Below are 24,572 nucleotides of genomic sequence, written 5' to 3'. Positions count from 1 at the left end.
TTAAACTTGTAATTTGAATTATACTATTATTATGAAGTACATGGGTGCATTTTAGCTAAAGGCACTAATATAGTAAACATTGCATATAATGATCAATATTAGTATAATTCAAATAGTAAAAAAATAATAATATTTAAAATGTAAGAAAAAAGTAAGAAATTTTAAATAAAAGATTCTAAAAAGTCATGTAGAATCTATTATAATAAATAAAGGGAGAGAATAATTTTGTTTAAAGTATCTATAATTACTCCTGTTTATAATGTAGAAGAGTGTATTGAAAAAAGTGTAAATTCTGTTATAAATCAAACTTGTAAAGAGTTTGAATTTTTGCTTATAGATGATGGTTCAAAAGATAGAAGTATTGAAATAGCAAAATCATTATTAGAAGGCTCAGATATAAACTTTAAGATTATAACTCAAGAAAATGCAGGAGTCAGTTGTGCTAGAAATAGAGGAATAAACATAGCCAGTGGAGAGTATATAACATTTTTAGATAGTGATGATTATATTGATTCTAGGTTTGTTGAACTTATGTATGAAAAAGCAAAGAAAACTGAATGCGATATTGTATTTTGTGACTATAGTGAAGTTGATAACAACGGGAATGTATTAGTTAAGAATAGAACTAATTACTTAAATGATTTCATATCAGGAAAAGAAGCAGCACTTTTACAGTTAAAGGATGAAATAACTATAGGCATGAGAAGTGCTATATATAAAAATTCTGTTATTCAAAATAATAATTTATTATTTGACACTAATAGAAAATATGGAGAAGATATGGTTTTTGTTGTAAAGGCATTACTATATTCAAATAAAGTTATAAGTGTAAATGAAATACTAGCTTTTTATGTAATATGGGGAAATTCTGTAACTCAAAATGTATCTTTAAAGCATCTTGATTGCTATTATTCATATATAGATTTATTAAATTATGTAAAGAAAGATAGCAATTTAAAAGAAATAGAAAATTTCTTATCAGAATTTAAAATACAATACTCGATATCACATGTTTTTTCAATTTTAGGTAAAGATCCTAATTTCCATAAGGATTTATTTAAATTTTTAAGTCAAGAGGATGTTAAGTCATATCTAAAAAATTATAAAATTCAAAAGTTTGATAAAAATAATATAAGATACTTAATTCAATGTAGTGGCATGAGATTTTGTCCAAAGCTACTAATAAATGTTTTAAATAAAATGAGATAATTAAAATAGAGTCTTACTTGCTGTAAGTTATGGCAAGAATCTCTCCAGACGGGAGGAAACTATAATGAAAAAATGGAAGACACTGATAATTATGATAATTGATATATTTATGGTAAATATGGCATACCTTTTTGCTATAAATATAACTTTAAGTGGAAGGTTCACAGAAATTGCAAAAATATATACAGAAGACGTTATAGCTGTAAGTTTAATATATTTAGTGTGTTTTTATTTATTTAAAATGTATGAAAGCTTGTGGCATTTAACTGGAACCGATGAATTTCTATTAGGTGTTGGAGGATCAATTTTAGCAGGGATAGTATCAATTGGATATACTAGATTTTGGGGTTCTGTCATACCATTAAATGTTTCGGTTGTAGGTATTCTTTTAAGTATTTTCTTTGTATTAGGTTATAGAATTTTATATAGAGTATATAGAAGAACACTTTTATACATACCATTTAAATATTCATCAGATCAAAGAAGAGTAATGATTGTTGGTGCTGGTTCAGCAGGAACTATGATTATTAATGAAATGATGGCAAGAAGAGAATTAAAATATAACCCTATAGTTCTTATTGATGATGATAAAGAAAAGCTTGGAAGAAGAATTTCAGGTGTAAAGATAGTAGGAAATAGATATGATATACCATGTGTAGTAGGAGAACAAGAAATTGATTTAATATTAATAGCAATTCCTTCTCTTGATTCAAAGAATAAAGCGGAAATTATTGATATCTGTAAAAAAACTAATTGTAAGCTTCAAATAATTCCTGGTATGTATGAAATATTAAGTGGAGAAGCAAATGTTAGTAGAATTAAAGATGTAGATTTAGAGGATTTACTAGGAAGAGATCCTATTGTATTAGATAACAAAGGTATTTCAGATTATATACAAGGAAAAACAATATTAGTAACTGGAGCAGGTGGATCAATAGGTTCTGAGCTTTGTAGGCAAATAGCAGTATATAATCCTAAAAGACTTATATTATTTGATATATATGAAAATAATATATATGATATTCAAAATGAATTAAAAGAAGAGTTCCCAGATATGAATCTTACTGTTTTAATTGGTTCAATAAGAGACAGACAAAGATTACATGAGGTATTTAATAAACATAAAATAAATGTTGTATTCCATGCAGCAGCGCACAAACATGTGCCATTAATGGAGGACAGTCCTAAAGAAGCTGTTAAGAATAATGTTTTTGGAACATTAAATTTAGCTACTGAAGCAAGCAAAGCTAATATTGATAGATTTGTAATGATTTCTACTGATAAAGCTGTTAATCCAACTAATATAATGGGAGCAACTAAAAGATTATGTGAAATGATTGTTCAAGCTATGGATAAACAATCAAAAACTGAGTTTGTTGCCGTTAGATTTGGAAATGTTCTTGGTAGTAATGGATCAGTAATTCCATTATTTAAAAAGCAAATAGCTAATGGTGGTCCAGTTACCCTTACTCATAAAAAAATAGTTAGATACTTTATGTTGATTCCAGAAGCAGCTCAACTAGTACTTCAAGCGGGTGCATTTGCTAAAGGCGGAGAAATATTTGTACTAGATATGGGAAAACCAGTTAAAATTTATGATTTAGCTTGCGATCTTATAAGACTTTCAGGTTTCGAACCTAATAGAGATATTAAAATAGTTGTTACTGGACTTAGACCAGGGGAAAAATTATACGAAGAACTTTTAATGAGCGAAGAAGGTTTAAAAGATACTGCACATCAAAAGATATATGTTGGAAAACCAACTTTTGAAGATATGGATACATTAAATTATAAACTTGAACAATTACGCAGATTATTAGAATTAAACGACATAAATGAAATTAAACATCAAATGCAAACTATTGTTCCAACATATCATTATAAAAATGAGGATGAAGTTGCAGCAGAAAATGCTGATAAGGAGTAATTATGAGTAGAGAAGATAAGACTAGAATTATATTTATAACACTGATATCGATAATTGCTATGATTTTTGGAGTAACTAATGGAAATTATGTAATACCTATTATGTATATAATAACCTTAGTTATATCATCATACATAGTGCAAGAAAAAGATATATATAATCAAATGTATGCAGTACTTTTAGTGTCGGCATTCTATGATTATACACTTTATGCACCAGGCATTCAAAGTGTATATATGTTTCATATAGTATTAGGCGTGTTTACCCTAATGTCACTATATAAACTAATAAAAGATAGAGATGTTATAAGACATATAGATAAGAAAGTTTTAATCATATATGTTATATGGTTTGTTTATATGTGTGCAAGTGTTTTTTGGGCAATGAGTAAAAGCCTATCTATTAAATATATAGCAATATATTTAATGATGTTTGCATTTATATTTAATATGATGGTTTATAATGTGAGCAAAGATAGACTTAAGAAAACAGTGAATTTATTATTATTTCTAATATCACTTATTACTTTAATTGCATTTATAGAGGTATTGTTAGGAAAGCAATTACCGATAAAACATTATGCTGATGCATTTATGGACGGATTACCTCAAAAGGATCAAAATCAAATAAATGCAAGACCAATGGCATTTTCGTTTAATCCTAACAATTTAGCGGCTACACTTGCTATATTATCGCCACTTTTCTTTTATGCTATTTATAGATGTAAAAATATTTTTGGGAAAGTATGGTATGTAGTAATATCAACTATAGTATTTATATTAATAGGTACAACAACATCAAGAACTGGATTTGCTTCAGCGGCATTTGGAGTAGGAGTTTTCTTAATTTTTTCAATATTTAATATTAAGAAAATTGGAGTTAAAAATATAATTTATCCACTTATATTATGTATTACTCTTTCATTATCTTATAAGTATAGTTATCTTGTTATGAATATAAAGCCTGTTGAGGGACAAGAGATAGTAGAAAATGGACTTAATAATAAGATGCATAGTTTAGAAAATATAGAATTTCAAGAAGGCGGAGAAGGTTCTGTTAATGTTAGATTTACTATAATAAATGATGTATTAAAAGGGACTATAACAGATAAAAATTATCTAGGATATGGTGTTGGAAATGTAGAAAATTTCATTAAAGAACAGAAGCATACAGGAAAAATATATAGTCCACATTGTTACGCAATAGAAATATTAGGTGACTTTGGATTACCTGGAGTAGCATTATATGGAATATATTATTTATATATTCTTATAGGAAATATAATTATTGGAATAAAAAAGAAGAGTATGGCATGTTTTGCAGCAGCAACCGGTCTTATTGCTTTTGCACCAGCAAGTTTTGGACCAAGTTCAATAACTTATGTATTTTCATATTGGATACTTATAGGTTTTGCAGTATCATGCATGCAAGTTTATAAAAGAAGTGATAATCAATATAATTCTAAATTATCAATGAAAGAATTTCATCTTTAAAATATATAAAAAAGGACTACAGTGGTAGTCCTTTTTTGTTGAGAGTTGAAAGTGCAAAGTTGAGAGTTTATGAAAAAATTCCTGATGGAATTTCAAATATATATTTTTAGAAAGTCTTTAAGACTTTCAACCAAAACTCTCAATTATCAATTCTCCACTTTTAACTAAAAAACGTGGCATAAAGCCACGTTTTTATTATTTCTTATAATTTTGAATTATATCTGTTATTTTTGAAGAAGTATCTCCATCACCAAATGCAGAGGCAGGAGTACCAGTTGGATTAAAGCTTTCAATAGCATTTAAAATTTTGTTAGAATCACTTCCAACAATAACATTCCAACCATTTTCTACGGTTTCAATCCATTCAGTTTCGTCTCTCATTGTAATACATGGTTTCTTTAAGAAATAAGCTTCTTTTTGAACTCCACCACTATCTGTTACAATCTTAGCAGAATTTTCTTGAAGAGAAATCATTTCTAAATATCCTACTGGATCAATTATTTTAATATTGTCTCCTACATGTAGATTGTATTCACTAATGAATTTCTTTGTTCTTGGATGAAGAGGTAATATTATTTTTTTGTTGCATTCACTTAATGCTTTTATTATTGAAGTAAGTCTTTCTAAACTATTTGTATTTTCAGCACGATGTATTGTTGAAAGTATGTAGCTATTTGGTGTTAAGTCTAAAGTTTCAGTAATATTAGATATTTCTTTAGCTTTTTCTTTAAATAAGTTTATAGCATCATACATTACATCACCAGCATTATAAACACCTTTTGTAATATTTTCTGTAGCTAAATTTTTAACTGCAGTTAATGTAGGTGCAAATAATAAATCAGAGATATGATCTGTTAAGATTCTATTTTGCTCTTCTGGCATTGCTTTATTAAAACTTCTAAGTCCAGCTTCAACATGTGCTACTGGAATTAATAATTTACTAGCACATAATGAACCAGCAAGAGTTGAATTAGTATCTCCATATACTAAAACCATATCAGGCTTTTCTTTTAGGTATATATCTTCAAGTGCACATAACATGCTTCCAGTTTGATTTCCATGATTTGAAGAACCAATATTTAAATTATAATCAGGTTTTGGAATACCTAATTCTTCAAAAAATATATCAGACATATTATTATCATAATGTTGACCAGTATGTACTAATATTTCACTATTTCCATTTTTTCTAATTTTATTTGAGACTGTTGCGGCTTTTATAAACTGTGGTCTAGCTCCGATTACAGTTAGTACTTTCATATAGTACGCCTCCTTAAGATTTAAATAATTGTTTTCATGAGTATTATTTTAGCATATCGGCACTATTAATCAAACTTAAATTATAATTAATTACATTAATTATATACTAATTGCTCAGTATTAATTGTAAACTATCAATGTGGACAATCGTGAGTTGAAATGGATAATTTGCTATGTTATTCTTAAACTATTACAACAATGGAGGGAAAATAATGAAAAACTGTTTAGTTCTTTTAACTAAAGTCTTTCCTTTTGATAAAGGAGAGGAATTTATTGAAGATGAAATACCAATGCTTTCAAAAGCTTTTGATAAAATAATTCTTATAGCTACTAGTACTGCAGATAATGCAATACAAACTAGAGAGGTTCCTGAAAATTTTGAAGTACATAGAATTAAAGCATCAGGAATAAAGCGTAAGTTACCTGTGAATGCAATAAAATTTTTCCCATTTTCAAAGTATAAAGGATATGTTTTAAAAGAGGAAAGCAACGAAGTTAAGGGATCATTAAAAAGAAGAGGTTACTTAACATACTTTTTAGCTAAGGCAGAGAGTGTATACAAAGAATGTGAGAATATTCTTATGAGTTCTGATATAAAGAGTTATGATAAAAAGACATTTTATAGTTACTGGTTATATGATATAGCATATGCAGTTATAAAATTAAAAGAAAAGTTTGGAGATAAAACTAGTAAAGTAGTAAGTCGTACACATAGATATGATCTTTATGCTGATAAAAATTCATTAAATTATTTACCACTTAGATATTATTTGCTTGAAAATTTAGATAAAGTATATCCATGTTCTGATGATGGTAGTAATTATTTAAAAGGTTTATACCCAGCTTATAAAGAGAAAATAAAAACAGCTTATCTTGGAACTAGAAACTATGGTATATCTAATTCATCAAATGATGGTGTGTATAGAATAGTTAGTTGTTGTCATGTGTCACCAGTTAAAAGAATTGATTTATTAGCAAAATCATTAGCAACATTAAAAGATTCTGGATTAAAATTAAAATGGATACATTTTGGTGCAGGGGATGGACTAGAGGAAGTAAAAGAGTACTCAAAAGAAAACTTAAGCTTTATGGATGTGGATTTTAAAGGATCAGTAAAGAATGAAGAATTGATGAATTATTATTCAAATAATCCAGTTGACTTATTTGTAAATACAAGTAGTTCAGAGGGTTTACCTGTAAGTATTATGGAAGCTTGTTCATTTGGAATTCCAACTATAGCTACTGATGTTGGAGGAACTAGCGAGATAGTAAGAAATGAAGAAACAGGATTTTTATTAGATGTTAATTTTAAACTAGAGGAATGTGGAAATAAGATTAGAGGAATGGCAGAACTTTCTGATGAAGAAAAGCAAAAATTTAGAGAGAAATGTCGTGAAATATGGTTAGAAAATTTCTGTGGTGAGAATAATTTCCAAGGCTTTTCGAAAGAAATACAACCATATTAAGATAAGTAGATTTATTAAAATATATAGGTTAGAACATGGTTGTTTTATATTTTGGTAAGATAAAAATATGAATAACCATGTTTCGTTTTTTATTCTTTAACTTAAAAAGTTTATAAAAACTATTGACTTTAGCATTCGATAGAACTACAATGGTTACAACAGGAGTGATAAAAATGAAAATAAGCAGTAGATTTTCTGTAGCAGTTCATATTTTATCTATACTATCTATGGAAGATAGCAATTTATGTACTTCTGAATGGATAGCAGGTAGTGTAAATACTAATCCAGTTGTTATACGAAGAGTAATGGGAATGTTAAAGAGAGCTGGTTTAGTTAATGTTATAGCAGGTGCTGGTGGAGCTTATTTATTAAAGGAGTTAGACCAAATAACATTGCTAGATGTATACAGAGCTGTGGAGGTCGTCAAAGAAGGAGAATTATTTCAATTTCATGAATCACCAAATATAAATTGTCCTATTGGTGCAAATATTCAAGGTGTGCTTGAATGTGTACTATTAAGTGCTCAAGAAGCTATGGAACAAGTATTAGGAAATGTAACAATGGAATATATAGTTAAAGGCATAAGGAAAAAAATTGAGAAGTAAATCAATTTTTTTTTAAATAGATGTAACTTATATAGTTACAACTGTTAATAATTTTATAAATTGTTGCAAATTAATACTTACTATAGAAAACAAATTTTTTTGGAAGTGTTGTAACTATATCAATTACAACAAAAATAAGGAGGTTATTAAAATGACATTAAATATTAAGGTATATTCTGATTTTGTTTGTCCATTTTGTTTTTTAGGAGAGGAGACTTTAAGTCAGGCTGTAAAAGGAAAGGATGTAAATATTCAATGGATGCCATTTGAATTAAGACCAGAGCCATCGACTAGAATTGATCCTTGGAAGGATTCTTCAAAATTAAATTCATGGAATAATTTTATTGAACCAATGGCAAAAAAATTAGGGATAGGTATGAAATTACCCAAGCTTTCACCTCATCCATATACTAATTTAGCTTTTGAAGGATATCATTATGCAGTTGAGTTTGGAAAAGGAAATGAATATGTTGAAAGAGTTTTTAAGGGTTTCTTTGAAGAAGAATTAGATATTGGAAAAGTTGAAATATTATCTAAGTTAGCTGAAGAAATAGGTTTAAATAAAGAAAAATTTAGTGAGGTTTTAAATACTAGAAAATATAAAGATAAGCAAGAAGAGGTATTGAAGCAGGCTTATGAAGAGAGTGGCATTACAGCAGTGCCTACAATATTTATAGGTGACGAAGTAGTACAAGGTATTACATCAAAAGAAAATTTAGAAGAAATAATAAAAAGACAATTGTTAAAAAATAATTAATTTTATAAATGGAAGGAAGATATATTATGAAAATTGCTTTAATTGGTTCAACAGGAAATGCGGGAAAGATGATCTTAAAAGAGGCTCTAAATAGGGGACATGAGGTTATTGCTATTGCAAGAGACAAATCAAAGGTAAAAGATACTAATGAAAAATTAACTGTTTTACAAGGGGATATTTTAAAATTAGATACATTAGAAAATAAATTAGAGGGAGTAGATGTTTTAGTTAGTGCTTTTGGGCCTAAATTTGGACAAGAGAATACACTAATAGATGCAACTAATAATTTAATAAGCTTGGTTAAAAAGTCAGGTGTTAATAGACTTGTAGCAATGGGTGGAGCTGGAAGTTTAAAAGTTGAAAGTGGTATTGAATTAGTTCAGACAGAAGGATTCCCTGAAGATTGGAAACCAATAGCATTAGCTCATTCAAAGTCTTTAGATATATATAGAAATGAAAAGGAAATAAATTGGACATATCTAAGTCCAGCAGCATTAATAGCACCAGGAGTAAGAACAGGAAAATATTCAGTTGGAGATGAATATTTAGTTGTAGATGAAAAGGGAAAAAGTGAAATTTCTTTTGAAGATTTTGCAGTAGCTATTATTGATGAAATTGAAACTCCTAAACATATAAAAAGTAGATTTACAGTAGCATATAAGTAAAATACAAATACTATAAGCAGAAATTTATATAAAAAAATTTTATGTATATTATTCGAAAAACATATTATTAATAACACATACTTTTTACTATAAAAAATTATAAATGTGTTAACTTGATTAAAAAATATATTACTTGATTAAAAAATATATTATATGTTGCAATTTAAAATATACAATAATAGAGTAAACATCTATTTGATTTATTTAAGATCTCTTATTGCAACATATAATATATAATTTTTTATTTTATACTTAAGTGTAAATAGTGTAATTCGATAATTTATATAAATGGGTTTGTTAATTTTAGGGGAGTTTTGCGGAGAATATATATGTTACAAATAGAATTACGGGAGTGATAAAAATGTTGAAAAAGCTATCTTTTAAAATGAAATTATTAATTACGATTTTACCTGTTGTGATAATTGGAATGTCAATTTTGAGTTTTACAACATTTTATCAATTTAGAAAAAATATTGAGAATGAACTTATTAATAATAAATTAGAGGAAGGAAAAAAACTAACTGAGAATATAAACACTTGGCTAGAAGGAAAACTATTAGAAGTAAGAAGTTCTGCTAATACACCTACAGCAAAACTAATAGAAACAGATATTTCTGCTGTAGATAATTTTAATGCAGAAAGAATTAAATTTTTAGAAAAAAATTATCCAGGAGAATATGATAATGCAGCAGCAACTTTATTTAATAATGATGGTAAATCTAGAGCTCAATATTCAAATGGAAATTTTGTAAATGGTGATGTGTCAGAAAAAGCATGGTACAAAAATTTAATGAGTGGAGTGCCATATAATATATCTAATCCAGTAGTATCAAAGGGAACTGGTAAAACTTTGGTTGTAATAGGTGTCCCAATTAATAATGAATCAGAGCAAACAATAGGAACAATGATATCTGCTGTAAATCTTTTACATATTCAGGAAAAGGTTAAGGAATTTAAATATGGTGATAAAGGATATAGTTTATTAATAGGAAATGATGGAACTATTCTTGAACATCCAGATGAGTCATTAGTAATGAAAACAAAAATATCAGAAATACAAGATGAAAATATACAATTATTAGGAAAAGAAATGATGGAAAAAGAATCTGGTGTATTTAGATTTGGAAATGGAGATAATAAATCCATTGTATTTTACAATAAAGTTCCATTATCAGGCTGGAGTGTAGCAAGTGTTGTATCTGAAAAAGAATTATTTGCTTCTTCAAATAGGTTAATGACAATTTTACTTTTCATAACAATAGCAATTGTATTTATTATAGCACTTGTAATAGCATTTGTAGCAAAACAAATGACATTGCCATTAACTAAGTTGTCTGATTTCGCAGAAGAAATTGCATTGGGGAATCTTACAAATGAATTAGAAATTCACGGACAAGATGAAATTTCCAAAGTAACAAAAGGATTAAACAATACAGTTTTAAAACTTAAGGAAATGATAGGTGACATAAGTAGTTCAGCTGATGAGGTTATGGTAGTATCTAATAGTTTAGCGTCAGCAACAAGTGAATCATTAAAGGGAAGTGAAGATGTTTCACGAAGTATGCAAGAAATAGCAACAGGTGCTGTATCTCAAGCAGAAGGAGCAAGTAAAGCATCTATTGTAACAGGAGAATTAGTTGAAGATATAAATGAAGTATTTAAAAAGTGTAACTATATGATAAATATAGTAGAAAAATCAAGTGATATGAGTGTCACAGTTTCACAAGGAGTTAAAGAAGCTGTAGATAGTATAAAGAATATAGCTGCAACTAATAAACATAATGTTGAAGAAATACAAAATTTATTAGAACAATCTAGAGAAATTGGACAAATTGTAGATGTAATAAGTGGTATAGCTGAACAAACTAATCTTTTATCACTTAATGCAGCCATTGAAGCAGCTAGAGCCGGTGAACAAGGCAGAGGATTTGCTATAGTTGCAGATGAAGTAAGAAAATTAGCAGAACAATCAAGTAATTCTTCAAAAAGGATATCAGAACTTATTAGCGGGGTTCAAAAACAAATTGAAATCATATCAAATAAAATGGATGCTGGAACAAGTGAAGTTATGCATGGAGTTAAAATGGCAACATTAGTTGGTAATGATTTTGAAGAAATAGAAAAAGCATTTAATGAAGTTAATAGTGTTGTATCAGATGTATCACAGGCCACTAATAGAATGGAAAAGAAAGTGAATGTAACAGCTGATATTATAAATAATGTTGCAGCCGTAACAGAAGAGAATGCAGCATCTACAGAAGAGGTTACTGCATCAAATGAAGAGCAAACTGCTTTTATGCATCAAATTGTAGAATCAACTTATACATTAGAAGAATTAGTTGAAAAACTTAACAATACAGTAGAGAAGTTTAAATTATCATAGACTTAAAAGTAAATTATATGTTAAAAGCTTATAATCTTATAAAATAAAGATTGTAAGCTTTTTATTTATTTAATTCTTATGGATTTAAATAAAATTTTTTTTATGTTATAATCTACTAGAATTATAAACAAAAATTTTATCTTAGATGGGATTTTTACTCTATTTGAGACTTAGAAATTGTTATATCCATAAGGAATTAGCATTCATAATACTCCTACTTTTACAGGTAGGAGTATTATGAATGCTAGCTATGAGATAAAAAATATTAGTATAATGTAAATATGAAAAGTATAACGAATGGAATTTAAAAAACAATATAGTTTCTATTTATAAGTATGTAAATATTAAGTTATATATTACATAATTTAAGGAGAGAATTTTAAATGAATATTTTACTTATAAACCACTATGCTGGTTCTGATTATCATGGAATGGAATTTAGACCATATTATATGGCTAGAGAATGGAAAAACATGGGGCACAATGTTACTATATTAGGTGCTGATTTTTCTCATTTAAGAAAAAACAATCCTAAGATTACAAAGGATTTTGAAGAAGAAATAATAGATGGAATTACATATGTATGGGTGAAAACACCAGAATACAGTGGAAATGGAATTGGAAGAATAAAAAACATATCAACTTTTATGTATAAATTAAGAATGAATTATAAAAAAATTGCAGATAAGTATAAACCAGATGCAGTTATAGCATCATCTACATATCCTTTAGATATATATCCAGCTCATAGAATAGCTAAGAGATGTGATGCAAAACTTTGTTTTGAAATACATGATTTATGGCCACTTAGTCCTATGGAAATTGGAGGATTTTCTGAGAAAAATCCAGCAATAGTAGTACTTCAAAGAGCTGAAGACTTTGCTTATAAAACTTCAGATGTTATCGTATCAATTTTACCTAATGCAGATAAGCATATAAGAGAAAGAGGATTTTCAACTGATAAATATGTGTATGTTCCAAATGGAATAATACTTGGTGAAAAGAAAAATCCACCAACAGAAAAGACTATTGAAAGACTTAAAGAATTAAAAGAGCAAGGTTATTTTTTAGTTGGATATACAGGAAATCATTCACCAGCAAATGTATTAGATACAATGATAGATGCAGCAAAGAAAACTAAAGATGAAAAAGTTAAGTATGTTTTAGTTGGAAAAGGTAATGTCAAAGATGAGTTAATTAATTATGCAAAAGCTAATGATGTAAAAAATGTAGAGTTTTTAGATCCAGTATTAAAAGATAATATGGATAATGCATTACAATTATTAGATATTTGTTATATAAGTTTAAAGAAACAAAACTTATTTAATTACGGGGTTAGTCCAAATAAATTATTTGATTATATGATGGCAGCAAGACCTGTAATTTACGCAATAGAAGCTTCAAATGATCCAGTTAAGGATTCTAACTGTGGAATAACAGTACCAGCGGAAGATCCTGAAGCAGTAGTTGAAGCAGTATTAAAAATTAAAGAATTAAGTGATGATGAAAAGGATAAAATGGGTCAAAACGGAAATGACTATGTATTAAAAAATCATACTTATCATGGTTTAGCAGTGAAATTTTTAAATGCTTTAAAGAAATAAGTTAAGAATTTATGAAGAATTAATATATTTACAACTTAAGTTATTTAAAAATGATAAAATATCTATTAAATATATTGTTGATAAATTATGCAATAATATAGAAAAAATTTATAACAGTAAATTTAGAATTGATTTTGTAGGAGTGTATTCATGAACAATTTTAATAAGATAGTTAAGAGAGTATTTGATTTTATATGCTCTACTTTAGGAATAATAATTTTAAGTCCAATATTTATTTTAATATCTATTATGATAAAAACAGGATCTGATGGTCCAGTATTTTTTAAACAGATAAGAGTCGGAGAAGATGGCAAGGACTTTGAAATATTAAAGTTTAGAACTATGGTAGTTGATGCTGAAAAATTAGGAAAGCAAATAACTGTAGGAAATGATAATAGAATTACTAAAATAGGTTCATTTTTAAGAAAATATAAATTAGATGAATTACCACAATTAATAAATGTATTTAAAGACGATATGAGCTTAGTTGGACCAAGACCTGAGGTGCCAAGGTATGTTAAGATGTATAATGATGAGCAAAGAAAGGTACTTGAAGTAAAACCAGGAATAACTGATTTGGCATCTATAAGATATAAGGATGAAAATGCGCTGCTTGGAAAAGCTGAAAATCCAGAAGAATTTTACATAAATACAATTATGCCTAATAAATTAGCATTAAATTTAGAATACATAAACAAAAGTAATGTATTTTTTGATATTTATATAATAGTAAAAACTATATTAAAATGTATATAGAAAAACTATGTAATTAAAATAAAGTTGATATTGTAGTATAAACAATATTCTTAAGCTTAAGAGTAATTTACAGTAAGCTTATAGGTCAAGTGTTATAATTTATAATAAAATTTAAGCATATTAAATATATAGAAAAGGTCGTGTAGTATTATGAAAAAATTAAAATTTGCGATTATTGGTTGTGGAAGAATTTCTTATAAACATGTTGAAGCTTTATCAAAAAATATTGAAGAAGCAGAATTAGTTGCAACATGTGACGTTATGTTAGAAAAAGCAGAAGCGAAAAAAGCTGAATACATAGAAAAATGTGGAGTATCACAAGATACTGTTCATGCATATTCAGACTACAAAGAAATGGTTGAAAAAGAAGATATAGATGTTGTTACAATAGCCACTGAAAGTGGATATCATGCAGAAATAGCTATTTACTGTATGAAAAAAGGAATAAATACATTAATAGAAAAGCCAATGGCTATGTCAATTGAAGATGCTAATGAAATGATTAAAGTAGCAGAAGAAAACAATGTTAAGCTTGCAGTTTGTCATCAAAATAGATTTAATAAGCCAATTAAAAAGTTAAGAGAAGCTATTGAACAAAATAAATTTGGTAGATTAGTTAATGGTACAGCAAGAATCCTTTGGAATAGAAATATGGGATACTATGAACAAGCACCTTGGAGAGGAACTTGGGAATTAGATGGTGGAACATTAATGAATCAATGTATACATAATATAGATTTACTTCAATGGATGATGGGTGGAGAAATCGAAAGAGTATACGCTGAATGTGATACTTATTTAAGAGACATTGAAGCAGAAGACTTTGGAGCAATAATTATAAGATTTAAAAATGGAGCTATTGGTATTGTTGAGGGTTCAGCTTGTGTTTATCCAAAGAATTTAGAAGAGACTTTAAGTATTTTTGGAGAAACTGGAGCAGTTTGCATTGGAGGTCTTGCAAATAATGAACTTGAAACTTGGAGATTTGATGGCGAAAATGAAGAAGCTGTTAAAGAAGAAGTTAATGTTAAAATAGACAATGTATATGGCGAAGGACACACACCATTATTTAAGGATGTAATAGATGCTATAAATAACAATAGAAAGCCTTTAATAGCCGGTGAAGAGGGAAGAAATGCTATGTCTATAATTCTTGCAGCATATAAATCAAGAAAGACTGGTATGCCAGTGCAATTTCCATTAGAAAACTTTAGTACTTTAGATATGAAAGATGAGTTTAAAGGAAGAAAGTAATTAAAACAAAATGCAGAGGGAATTTTTCCTTCTGCATTTTGTTTTAATAAAGATATTTATTATATTAATGAACTTGCATCTTGTTTTCTTAGTGGAAATATAATATATCCTATTAAGATAGAAATTATAGTTGGAATAAGCCATGCAAATCCTAACTTTCCAAGAGGAATAAAGTTTAAATTAATAGATGGTATTATTTCTAATATTCCAAATACTAATGAGGTATAAACACCTATTCTAACTGCTTTTATGTTTGTTATATAATTATTAGCTAGTGTAGTAACTATTAAAGTTATAGTTACTGGATATAAGATAGTTAAAATAGGACCAGATATTTTAACTATTTTATCAACACCAAGAGAACCAATTATAATACTTATTAATGAAATTACTAATGCATTCATTTTATAAGATAGTTTTCCATTAGATGCTTTTTCAAAAAATGAAGAACCAGCAGTTAATAATCCTATAGAAGTTGTTAAACAAGCAAGGCCAATAGCAATTCCTATTATAGTAGTACCAATATTACCTAATATATCATTTGAAATTAATAATAGTAAGCTTGTTTTAGATAAATCTGGAATTTCAACTCCACTTGTTTGAGCACCTAAAAACATTAAACCACCATAAATGAATGCTAAACCAATTACAGCAACACCGCTTGATTTTAAGGTCATAGGAAGTAATTCTTTGTTCGAATATTTTTTTTCTTTAAGTGTATTTGTAATAACTGTAGCAAATAATAACCCAGCTAATGCATCCATTGTTTGATAGCCTTCTATAAATGAAGATGACAATACAGCGGTTACATTAGTAGAAACAACATGTCCTATAGGGGATATTATACCTTTTACAATTATAAATGTTAATATAAGTATTAACATGGGAGTAAGGTATTTACCAATAGTATCAATTATAGAAGATCTCTTTAGTACAAAAATTAAATTTATTCCAAAATATATTATCATTGAAACAAGAGGACTAAGACTAGGTACTAAAGGACTTATTGTTAATTCATATGTAGTTGCAGCAGTTCTAGGAATTGCAAGCATAGGACCAATTGCTATAAATAATATTGTCGCAAAAATTATAGCGAATTTTGGACCTATTTTAGAAGCCATAGTTTCAAATGTACCATCACCTTTTGTTGCAGCTATTATAGCAAGAAGCGGTAATCCAACTCCAGTGCAGACAAATCCTATGATACCTAAAATATATTGATCACCAACCATGTGACCTAAAAATGGTGGGAATATTAAATTACCAGCACCAAAAAACATAGCAAATAAAGCAAATCCTATTATAATTATATCTTTTGTGTTTTTTTTCATAATAGTTTCCTCCTAAAATTATTGAGAATATTATATGTAATACTAATTATTATTAATAAGTGATACTTTTAGATATTAACATAACATTAGTATATCCTCAATACAAAATAACAATATATGACCAGTAATTTAAATTAAAACAATAATAAAAATATTATAATTTTATAAAAATATTAAAAAAACATTTAAATATTTAAAAATTAAGCAAGTATATATTAAGAGTTTCTATTACATATTAACACTTTAGTAAATATGTGATAACATAAGAATAGTTAAAATTATAAGTAAAAACTTTATTTAGGGCACAATCAAAAAAATATAACCTTATGAGAGGAAGATATAAAGATGAAAGTTAAAAAAGCGATTATTCCAGCAGCTGGACTTGGAACAAGATTTTTACCAGCTACTAAAGCACAACCTAAAGAAATGTTACCAATAGTTGATAAACCAACAATTCAATACATAATTGAAGAAGCCGTTGCATCGGGCATTGAAGAAATACTTATTATAACAGGGAGAAATAAAAAGTGTATAGAAGATCACTTTGATAAATCTATAGAATTAGAATTTGAATTAGAAAAGTCAGGTAAAGAAGAACTTTTAGAATTAGTAAGAAATATTTCAGATATGGTTGATATACATTATATTAGACAAAAAGAACCTAAAGGATTAGGTCATGCAATTCATTGTGCAAAAACATTTGTAGGTAATGAACCTTTTGCAGTTTTATTAGGTGATGATGTTGTTGATAGTGAAGAACCATGTTTAAAACAATTAATAGATTGTTTCAGTGAATATAATACTACTATTTTAGGTGTTCAAACTGTAGCGGAAGAAAACGTATCAAAATACGGAATAGTTGATGGAATCCATATAGAAGATAGAGTCTATAAAGTAAAGGATTTAGTTGAAAAGCCATCAACAGAAGAAGCACCTAGCAATGTAGCAATTTTAGGAAGATATATAATAACTCCTGAAATATTCAATATATTAGAAAATACAAAGCCAGGAAAAGGTGGGGAAATTCAATTAACTGATGCATTAAAAACTTTAATCAGTAAAGAAGCTATGTATGCGTATAATTTTGAAGGAAGAAGATATGATGTAGGAGATAAACTTGGGTTCTTACAAGCAACAGTAGAATTTGCGTTAAAAAGAGAAGAACTAAGAGAACCTTTTATAGAATATCTAAAAAGTAATCCATGGGATGAAAAATAAAATAAATAATTATATAGTATAAATATAATTAAGTAATTAAGCATAAAAATCATTTAAAACAGAGTCTTATATTATTAAGTTTTAAATAGTTTTTATGCTTTTTATTGTTAAATTAAGTTGTATATTTTTAAATTTAATTAAAAATTTAAAAATAAATTTCATATATAAGGATAATAAATGCTTAAGTGGATAATAAAATTGTCGATATTTATATTATAAAACAATAAAAGGGGATAGTTATAATGAAGGCTAATAAAAAAGTAGATATTAAGTTAAAGTTTAGATCTATTAAAAATAAATTGGTTGCAATAATGATAAGTATTGCAGCAATTCCTATATTAGTATTAGGTATTTCATCACTTACTGGATTTACGATTTCAAGTAATAATGAATTTAAGAAAAGTGGGATTAGTTTAGGACAATCTGTTAAAGAAAATGTAAATTCAAAATTTAATACTGTAGAAGAGGTTATGGATTACATAATAAATAATAATACCTTTGATGATACGGAAGAATCAAACAGAAAGATAAATGAAGATTTTGAATTATTTAAAGAAGGAAATAAAGATATAGTTACAGCGTATTATTACAGTGAAAATAGTAAAAATTTTGTAATGTATCCTTATGAGGATATGCCTAAGAGTGATTATACAACTAGAGATTGGTATATAAAAGCAAAGGAAGCAAAGGATAAATTTGGTATAACAGATGTATATGAAGATATAAGTAATAAAGAGTATGTGGTTACTATTTCTAAAACTGTTGTTAAGGACGATAAATTTCTAGGGGTTTTATGCGCAGATTTTAATTTAAGCAGTATTGCAAAATCAATATCTAATATTAAATATGGTGAAAATGGGATTTTAGCAATATTTGATCAAAACGGTACAGTAATTGCACATACAAATAGTGAATACATAGGAAATAATAATATAACCAATAATTCACAGTGGAATAACATACTAAATGTAAATGAAGATTTTATAGATATGAATATTGAGGGGTCTGAATATAAAGTTAATTTTACAACATTAGATAAAATTGGATGGAAAATATTGCTGGAAATTCCTGAATCAGAATTTAAAGAAGCTCAAAAAAGCTATAAAATAGTTTTATTTATAACAGCAATTATATTGTTAACACTTGCAATAATTTTAGGAAGAGTATTTTCTATTAAATTAGCTAAAAATATAATTAAGATTAAAAAAGCAATAGGAAAGACTGCAACTGGAGATTTTAGTGAAAAAATCAGCATTTTAACTGGTGATGAATTAGAAGAATTAGCTGTGAGTTTTAATGACATGCAAGAAAATGTTTCAGGATTAATTTATAATATTGATAATTCTATTAAAGAGGTTAATGATACTTCGGTTAATTTATCTAGTATGAGTGAAGAGGTATCATCAGCAATTTCTCAAGTAGCAGATACTATTGGTGAAATTTCTAAGGGAAGTATGGAATCGGCACAAAATCTTGAGATTTTATCAAGTAATTTAGAAGATGTATCAACTGAAATAAATACAATTAATACTGCAAGTAAAAATATAAACAATTTAGCAATAGATACTAATAATTTAAGTAAAGAAGGACTTGATATGATAAAGACTATTATGGATAAATCAAGTCAAACTAAAGAAAGTACAATTGATGTTAGCAATGTAGTTTCTATCGTTGCAGAAAGTGTACAAAGTATTGCATTTATGAATGAAGCAATAGCTAAAATTACTGAACAAACTAATCTATTAGCATTAAATGCTGCAATAGAAGCAGCAAGAGCAGGCGAAGCTGGAAAAGGATTTGCAGTTGTAGCAGATGAAATAAGAAAATTAGCAGAGCAAACAGCACAATCAGCTAAAGAGATAGATAAAACAATAAAAACAGTTTCTACAAATGTTGATAGAGCAGTTTACCAAGTAAAAGAAACTAGTAAAGCAGTGCAAAGTCAAGAAGAATCAGTTTTAAATGCAGAAAATATTTTCAATAATATATTATTATCAATAGATGATTTAACAAATAAATTAGAAGAAATTACATCTGGAGTTGAGGAGGTTACTTTAAAGAAAGATAATATTGTAAATCAAGTTCAAAATTTATCAGCTATAGGAGAAGAAACAGCAGCAGGAACAGAAGAAGTATCAGCATCATCAGAAGAAGTATCAGCATCTACTGATGAATTTGTTAAATATGCAGGTGAATTAAAAGAGTTATCAAATAGCTTAAATGATGAAATACAACAATTTAAGCTTAAATAAAAGGATTCGTTGACATATATAAAAAGATATGATTAATCCAGTAATAAATTAATGATTTTGTACTGAGTTTTAAATCATATCTTTTTATTTTTACTAATTTTTAAAATGTTAATATTTTTTTATTAAGATTTATATCTAAAATTAAAAAAACTAAAAACGACAAAAAATTCAAGAAAATATATATATTTACGAAAATATTAATATAAATTAACTAAAGAACATAATATATTATTCTAATAAAAAATAATAAAGGGGGATTTTGATGCGCTATAATAAAATAAGATCTAAAAATAAAGTTTCATTATTAAATTTTAAAACTCTTAAGAGTAAATTAATAGCAATTATGATAACTGTTGCAGCAATTCCGATTTTTGTATTAGGAATAACATCTATAGTAGGATTTTCAATTTCTAGTGATAGAGATTTTAAGAAAAGTGGAGTGAGTTTAGGACAAGCAGTAGACGAAACTATAAATACAAAAATTAATAGTATTGAAACAATGTTAAATCATATTATTACTAGACATAATTTTGATGATAGTGAAATTGACAATAATGCTTTATATGAAGACTTGAAATTATTTAAAAATGGAAATGTAGATATTGAAAATGCATATTATTATAGTGGAAATAGTAAAAAGTTTGTTATATATCCTGATGCAGACTTTGATGATAAAGATTATACAAAAAATGAATGGTATGTAAAAGCTAAAAATGCGAATGGCAAGTTTGCTTTTACAGATGTTTTTGTAGATATGGCAACAAAACAATATGTAGCAACAATTTCTAAGGCTATTATAAAAGATGGTAAAGTACAAGGTGCTTTATGTATAGATTTTAAATTAACAAGTCTTGCAGATGCAATAGAGAATATTAAATATGGCAATAATGGTGAATTAGCAATTGTTGATAATAATGGTATTGTAATAGCACATACAAATAAAGAGCTAATAGGAAATTCTGATATATCTAAGAAACAAGAATGGAATTACATACTAAATTCAGATAGTGGTTTTACTAAAGTTAGTGAAAAAGATAAGAAAGATAGTATAAATTTTACGACTTCACATTTAACTGGATGGAAAATATTACTCAAAATACCTGAAGCTGAACTTATGAAATCACAACAAAGTTATAAAAGAATTTTAATAATAACAGCGATTATATTATTAATATTTGTAATAATTTTAGGAAGAAATTTTGCTGTTAAATTATCTAAAAATATAAATAAAATTAAAGAAGTAATTAAAAATGCAGCAAATGGAGATTTTACAGATAATATTAATATTTCAACGGGAGATGAACTTGAAGAACTTGGAAAGAGTTTTAATGAAATGCTTGAAAATATTTCTTATTTAATTGGGAAGGTGGATACATCAGTTCATAGAGTTAACGATACTTCATCAGGATTAGCAAATATGAGTGAAGAAGTATCATTAGCTATTAGTCAGGTTGCTAATACTATTGGAGAAATATCAAATGGAAGTATGGAGTCAGCGGAAAATCTTCAAAGTTTATCAGAAAATTTAGATGGTGTATCTAATGAAATAAATGTAATAAATGATGCGGTTAAAAATATAAGTAAATTAGCAATAGATACAGATGGTTTAAGTAAAAAAGGACTTGATATGATAAAAGACATAATGGACAAGTCCAGTCAAACTAAAACAAGCACTTTAGATGTGAGCAATGTTGTTAAAGTAGTTTCAGGAAGTGTACAAAATATAGCTTTAATGAATGAAGCAATAGCTAAAATAACAGAACAAACAAATCTTTTAGCATTAAATGCAGCCATAGAAGCAGCAAGAGCAGGGGAATCTGGTAAAGGATTTGCAGTTGTTGCTGAAGAGATAAGAAAACTTGCAGAGCAAACATCTGAATCAGCAAAAGAAATTGATTCAATAATAAGAGAAGTTGCTACAAATGTTAATAAAGCAGTAAATGAGGTTGATAAGACTAATGATGCTGTTAATAGTCAGGAAAAATCTGTATTAAATGCAGAAAGTATATTTAACAATATAATTTCTTCAATAAACAACTTAACAAATAGAGTTGAAGAAATAGCTGAAGGAATTAATGAAGTTACTTTAAAGAAAGATAATGTTGTAAATCAAGTTCAAAATTTATCTGCTATAGGAGAAGAGACAGCAGCGTCATCACAAGAGGTATCAGCGTCAACTGAAGAAGTGTCTGCATCTACTGATGAATTTGTTAAATATGCAGGTGAATTAAAAGAATTATCAAATAACTTAAATGATGAAATACAACAATTTAAGCTTAAATAAAAGGTTATGTTGATATATTCATAAGCAAAGCTGGGCGGAGTAATTAAATTTAGGGATATAAAATTAATATAGTCCAATTTAGCTTGCTTCTAATATAAAAATAAGACAAGTAATAAATGTAATCTTACACTAAGATATCAACATTTCTTTAAAACAAAAAGCTATGATTTAAAAATCATAGCTTTTTGTAATTCTTAAAACTTTTATCTTGGAATGAATCCAACTTTCTTTTGCATTTTTCTTAAAGTTTTATTTGCTATATAAGATGCTTTTTTAGCACCTTCTGAATAAATTTCTTCAAGTTTTTTCTTATCTTTTAAGAATTCTTTAACTTTTTCTTGGACTGGAACTAATTCTTCAATTACAGCATCAGCTACATCATTTTTAAGTTCGGCATAGCCTTTGCCTTCATAGTTTGCAACTAAAGATGTAGGATCAACACTTTTAATAGTGCCTAATATATTTAATAAATTTTTAACTCCAGGTTGATCATCAGTATAGTTTACTATACCAAGACTATCAGTTACAGATTTACTGATTTTTCTTTTAATAACATCTGGTGGATCCATAATTAATATAAAGCCATTAGGATTGTCATCTGATTTTGACATTTTCTTTAATGGATCTTGAAGACTCATAATTTTTGCACCAGCTTTTGGAATATAAGGATCAGGAATTTTAAAAGTATCACTATAAGTATTATTAAATCTTGCAGCAATATCTCTTGTTAATTCTAAATGTTGCTTTTGATCAGCACCAACTGGAACTAAATCTGTATTATATAAAAGTATGTCTGCAGCCATTAATACTGGATAATTAAATAAACCAGATGCTATTGAATCACCATACTTTTGAGATTTATCTTTATATTGAGTCATTCTACCAAGTTCACCCATATAAGTATTACAAGTAAGTATCCATGCAGCTTCAGTATGAGCTGGTACATGAGATTGTATAAATAATGTATTTTTATTTGGATCTATTCCTGCAGCAAGATATATAGATAATAATTCTAAAGTTCTTCTTCTTAAATCGGCAGGTTTTTGACGTACTGTTATAGCATGTAAATCAACCACACAATAATAAGTTTCAAATTCATCTTGCAATTTCACCCAATTTTTTAACGCTCCAAGGTAATTCCCTAAAGTTAAATCACCAGAAGGTTGAATACCACTAAATATTACTTTTTTACTTTCAACTATATTTTCTGACATAAAAACCCCTCTTTCTAAGGTAAATAATAATACTTATATTATAGGTATTGCATAGATGTAAGTCAATTATTACAATAATTAGTATTTTAAAATATGGCTCTGTTTTAGCAGAGTGTTGATATATGCATAAGCAAAGTGAGTGAAATTCTCAACTCTCCATTTTAACTAACAAAGTTTAAATAGTCATTTATTTATTTTATGAATTGTATGGGTACATTTGCTATGAATCGAGTTGGAATATATAATAAGCTCATTAAATTTATTTTAGGGGGAAAAAATTATGCAAAGTGAAAGTAAAACTTTAAATGTTAAAGAATTGGTGCTAATGGGGCTTATGATAGCATTAGTATATCTGGCAGGTAGTATAATAAAAATTCCATCACTTGGAGGTTTTGTTCACATTGGGGATTGCATGGTGTTTTTATCTGTAGTATTACTAGGAAAGAAAAAAGGTGCTATAACAAGTGCATTAGGAATGTTTCTTGTTGATGTATTAGGTGGTTATTATTTATGGGCTCCATTTACATTAATTATTAAAGGAATGATGGCATATATTGCTGGATGTATTTTGGAGAAAATGAAAAGTAATAATTCTTTTATAAAGAATACAACAGCATTTGCTATTAGTGGAGTATTTATGATTGTAGGTTATTTTGTTGCTGGGACAATTATGGCAGGATTTTTAACTGAAAAAGCAGGAGTAGTTCAAGGATTAATATATGCTTCAAAAGATATAGTAGGTAATATAATTCAAGTTACAACTGGAGTAGTTATAGCATTACCGTTAAGTGGGGTATTGCTTAAAGCTAAAAAAGCAGTATTGAATTAATCTTTATTTTAGGTATTAGTGATATGTGCATAAGCAAAGTGGGCTGAGTAATTGAACTTAGGAAT

18 protein-coding genes are annotated in these 24,572 nt (G+C 27.3%); 15 read left to right on the top strand and 3 right to left on the bottom strand.

Going from position 1 to position 24,572, the window contains the following annotated elements:
• The first annotated feature begins 225 nt into the window (after positions 1-225).
• From NG918_RS13650 to NG918_RS13640, 3 genes are all read left to right on the top strand, one after another.
• A complete protein-coding gene (locus tag NG918_RS13650; RefSeq protein WP_252211797.1) occupies positions 226-1,209 on the top strand; it encodes a glycosyltransferase family 2 protein in 984 nt (327 codons plus the stop codon).
• Between the two features lie 64 nt (positions 1,210-1,273).
• Positions 1,274-3,136: a nucleoside-diphosphate sugar epimerase/dehydratase gene (locus NG918_RS13645; protein WP_252211798.1), complete on the top strand. Its 1,863-nt coding sequence runs from the start codon at positions 1,274-1,276 to the stop codon at positions 3,134-3,136.
• A gap of 2 nt (positions 3,137-3,138) precedes the next feature.
• Positions 3,139-4,629, top strand: a complete 1,491-nt coding sequence (locus tag NG918_RS13640) for an O-antigen ligase family protein (protein ID WP_252211799.1) — start codon at positions 3,139-3,141, stop codon at positions 4,627-4,629.
• Between the two features lie 195 nt (positions 4,630-4,824).
• Here NG918_RS13640 and wecB read toward each other — a convergent pair whose 3' ends face one another.
• Positions 4,825-5,889, bottom strand: coding sequence for a non-hydrolyzing UDP-N-acetylglucosamine 2-epimerase (wecB, locus tag NG918_RS13635; protein ID WP_252211800.1), 1,065 nt, complete (start codon positions 5,887-5,889; stop codon positions 4,825-4,827).
• A gap of 212 nt (positions 5,890-6,101) precedes the next feature.
• On the opposite strand from wecB, the gene NG918_RS13630 reads away from it, so the two are divergent.
• The 8 genes from NG918_RS13630 to NG918_RS13595 all read left to right on the top strand — a co-directional run bounded on the left by NG918_RS13630 (position 6,102) and on the right by NG918_RS13595 (position 15,379).
• A complete protein-coding gene (locus NG918_RS13630; protein WP_252211801.1) occupies positions 6,102-7,355 on the top strand; it encodes a glycosyltransferase in 1,254 nt (417 codons plus the stop codon).
• 173 nt (positions 7,356-7,528) lie between these two features.
• On the top strand, positions 7,529-7,960 hold the full coding sequence (locus NG918_RS13625; RefSeq protein ID WP_252226628.1) for an Rrf2 family transcriptional regulator: 432 nt from the start codon (positions 7,529-7,531) through the stop codon (positions 7,958-7,960).
• 151 nt (positions 7,961-8,111) lie between these two features.
• Positions 8,112-8,717 carry a DsbA family oxidoreductase gene (locus NG918_RS13620; RefSeq protein WP_252226627.1) on the top strand — a complete coding sequence of 202 codons (606 nt, stop codon included), beginning with the start codon at positions 8,112-8,114 and terminating at the stop codon, positions 8,715-8,717.
• Between the two features lie 26 nt (positions 8,718-8,743).
• Positions 8,744-9,382, top strand: a complete 639-nt coding sequence (locus tag NG918_RS13615) for an NAD(P)-dependent oxidoreductase (RefSeq protein WP_252226626.1) — start codon at positions 8,744-8,746, stop codon at positions 9,380-9,382.
• A gap of 364 nt (positions 9,383-9,746) precedes the next feature.
• Entirely contained in the window at positions 9,747-11,765 is a 2,019-nt protein-coding gene (locus tag NG918_RS13610) for a methyl-accepting chemotaxis protein (RefSeq protein WP_252226683.1), read from the top strand.
• 383 nt (positions 11,766-12,148) lie between these two features.
• Entirely contained in the window at positions 12,149-13,369 is a 1,221-nt protein-coding gene (locus NG918_RS13605) for a glycosyltransferase family 4 protein (protein ID WP_252226624.1), read from the top strand.
• Between the two features lie 150 nt (positions 13,370-13,519).
• Positions 13,520-14,125, top strand: coding sequence for a sugar transferase (locus NG918_RS13600; RefSeq protein WP_252211806.1), 606 nt, complete (start codon positions 13,520-13,522; stop codon positions 14,123-14,125).
• Between the two features lie 150 nt (positions 14,126-14,275).
• Positions 14,276-15,379, top strand: coding sequence for a Gfo/Idh/MocA family protein (locus NG918_RS13595; protein WP_252211807.1), 1,104 nt, complete (start codon positions 14,276-14,278; stop codon positions 15,377-15,379).
• A gap of 59 nt (positions 15,380-15,438) precedes the next feature.
• On the opposite strand, the gene brnQ is transcribed toward NG918_RS13595, so the two are convergent.
• Positions 15,439-16,710, bottom strand: coding sequence for a branched-chain amino acid transport system II carrier protein (brnQ, locus tag NG918_RS13590; RefSeq protein WP_252211808.1), 1,272 nt, complete (start codon positions 16,708-16,710; stop codon positions 15,439-15,441).
• Between the two features lie 345 nt (positions 16,711-17,055).
• On the opposite strand from brnQ, the gene galU reads away from it, so the two are divergent.
• The 3 genes from galU to NG918_RS13575 all read left to right on the top strand — a co-directional run bounded on the left by galU (position 17,056) and on the right by NG918_RS13575 (position 22,464).
• Positions 17,056-17,928 (top strand): UTP--glucose-1-phosphate uridylyltransferase GalU, encoded by an 873-nt coding sequence (galU, locus tag NG918_RS13585; protein ID WP_252211809.1) that lies wholly within the window; start codon positions 17,056-17,058, stop codon positions 17,926-17,928.
• Between the two features lie 242 nt (positions 17,929-18,170).
• Positions 18,171-20,180: a methyl-accepting chemotaxis protein gene (locus NG918_RS13580; RefSeq protein ID WP_252226621.1), complete on the top strand. Its 2,010-nt coding sequence runs from the start codon at positions 18,171-18,173 to the stop codon at positions 20,178-20,180.
• Positions 20,181-20,442: 262 nt separating this feature from the next.
• Entirely contained in the window at positions 20,443-22,464 is a 2,022-nt protein-coding gene (locus tag NG918_RS13575; RefSeq protein WP_252226619.1) for a methyl-accepting chemotaxis protein, read from the top strand.
• A gap of 203 nt (positions 22,465-22,667) precedes the next feature.
• Here the strand turns inward: NG918_RS13575 and trpS are convergent, their stop codons facing one another.
• Positions 22,668-23,678 carry a tryptophan--tRNA ligase gene (gene trpS, locus NG918_RS13570; protein ID WP_252226617.1) on the bottom strand — a complete coding sequence of 337 codons (1,011 nt, stop codon included), beginning with the start codon at positions 23,676-23,678 and terminating at the stop codon, positions 22,668-22,670.
• Between the two features lie 280 nt (positions 23,679-23,958).
• On the opposite strand from trpS, the gene NG918_RS13565 reads away from it, so the two are divergent.
• A complete protein-coding gene (locus NG918_RS13565; protein ID WP_252226615.1) occupies positions 23,959-24,507 on the top strand; it encodes an ECF transporter S component in 549 nt (182 codons plus the stop codon).
• Positions 24,508-24,572: the final 65 nt, after the last annotated feature.

The organism is Clostridium sp. ZBS2, from assembly GCF_023845855.1.
In the GTDB taxonomy this organism is placed as follows: Bacteria; Bacillota; Clostridia; order Clostridiales; family Clostridiaceae; genus Clostridium; species Clostridium aquiflavi.
Note: the sequence above shows the minus strand (reverse complement) of the source record. Positions and strands in the feature narration are given on the sequence as shown.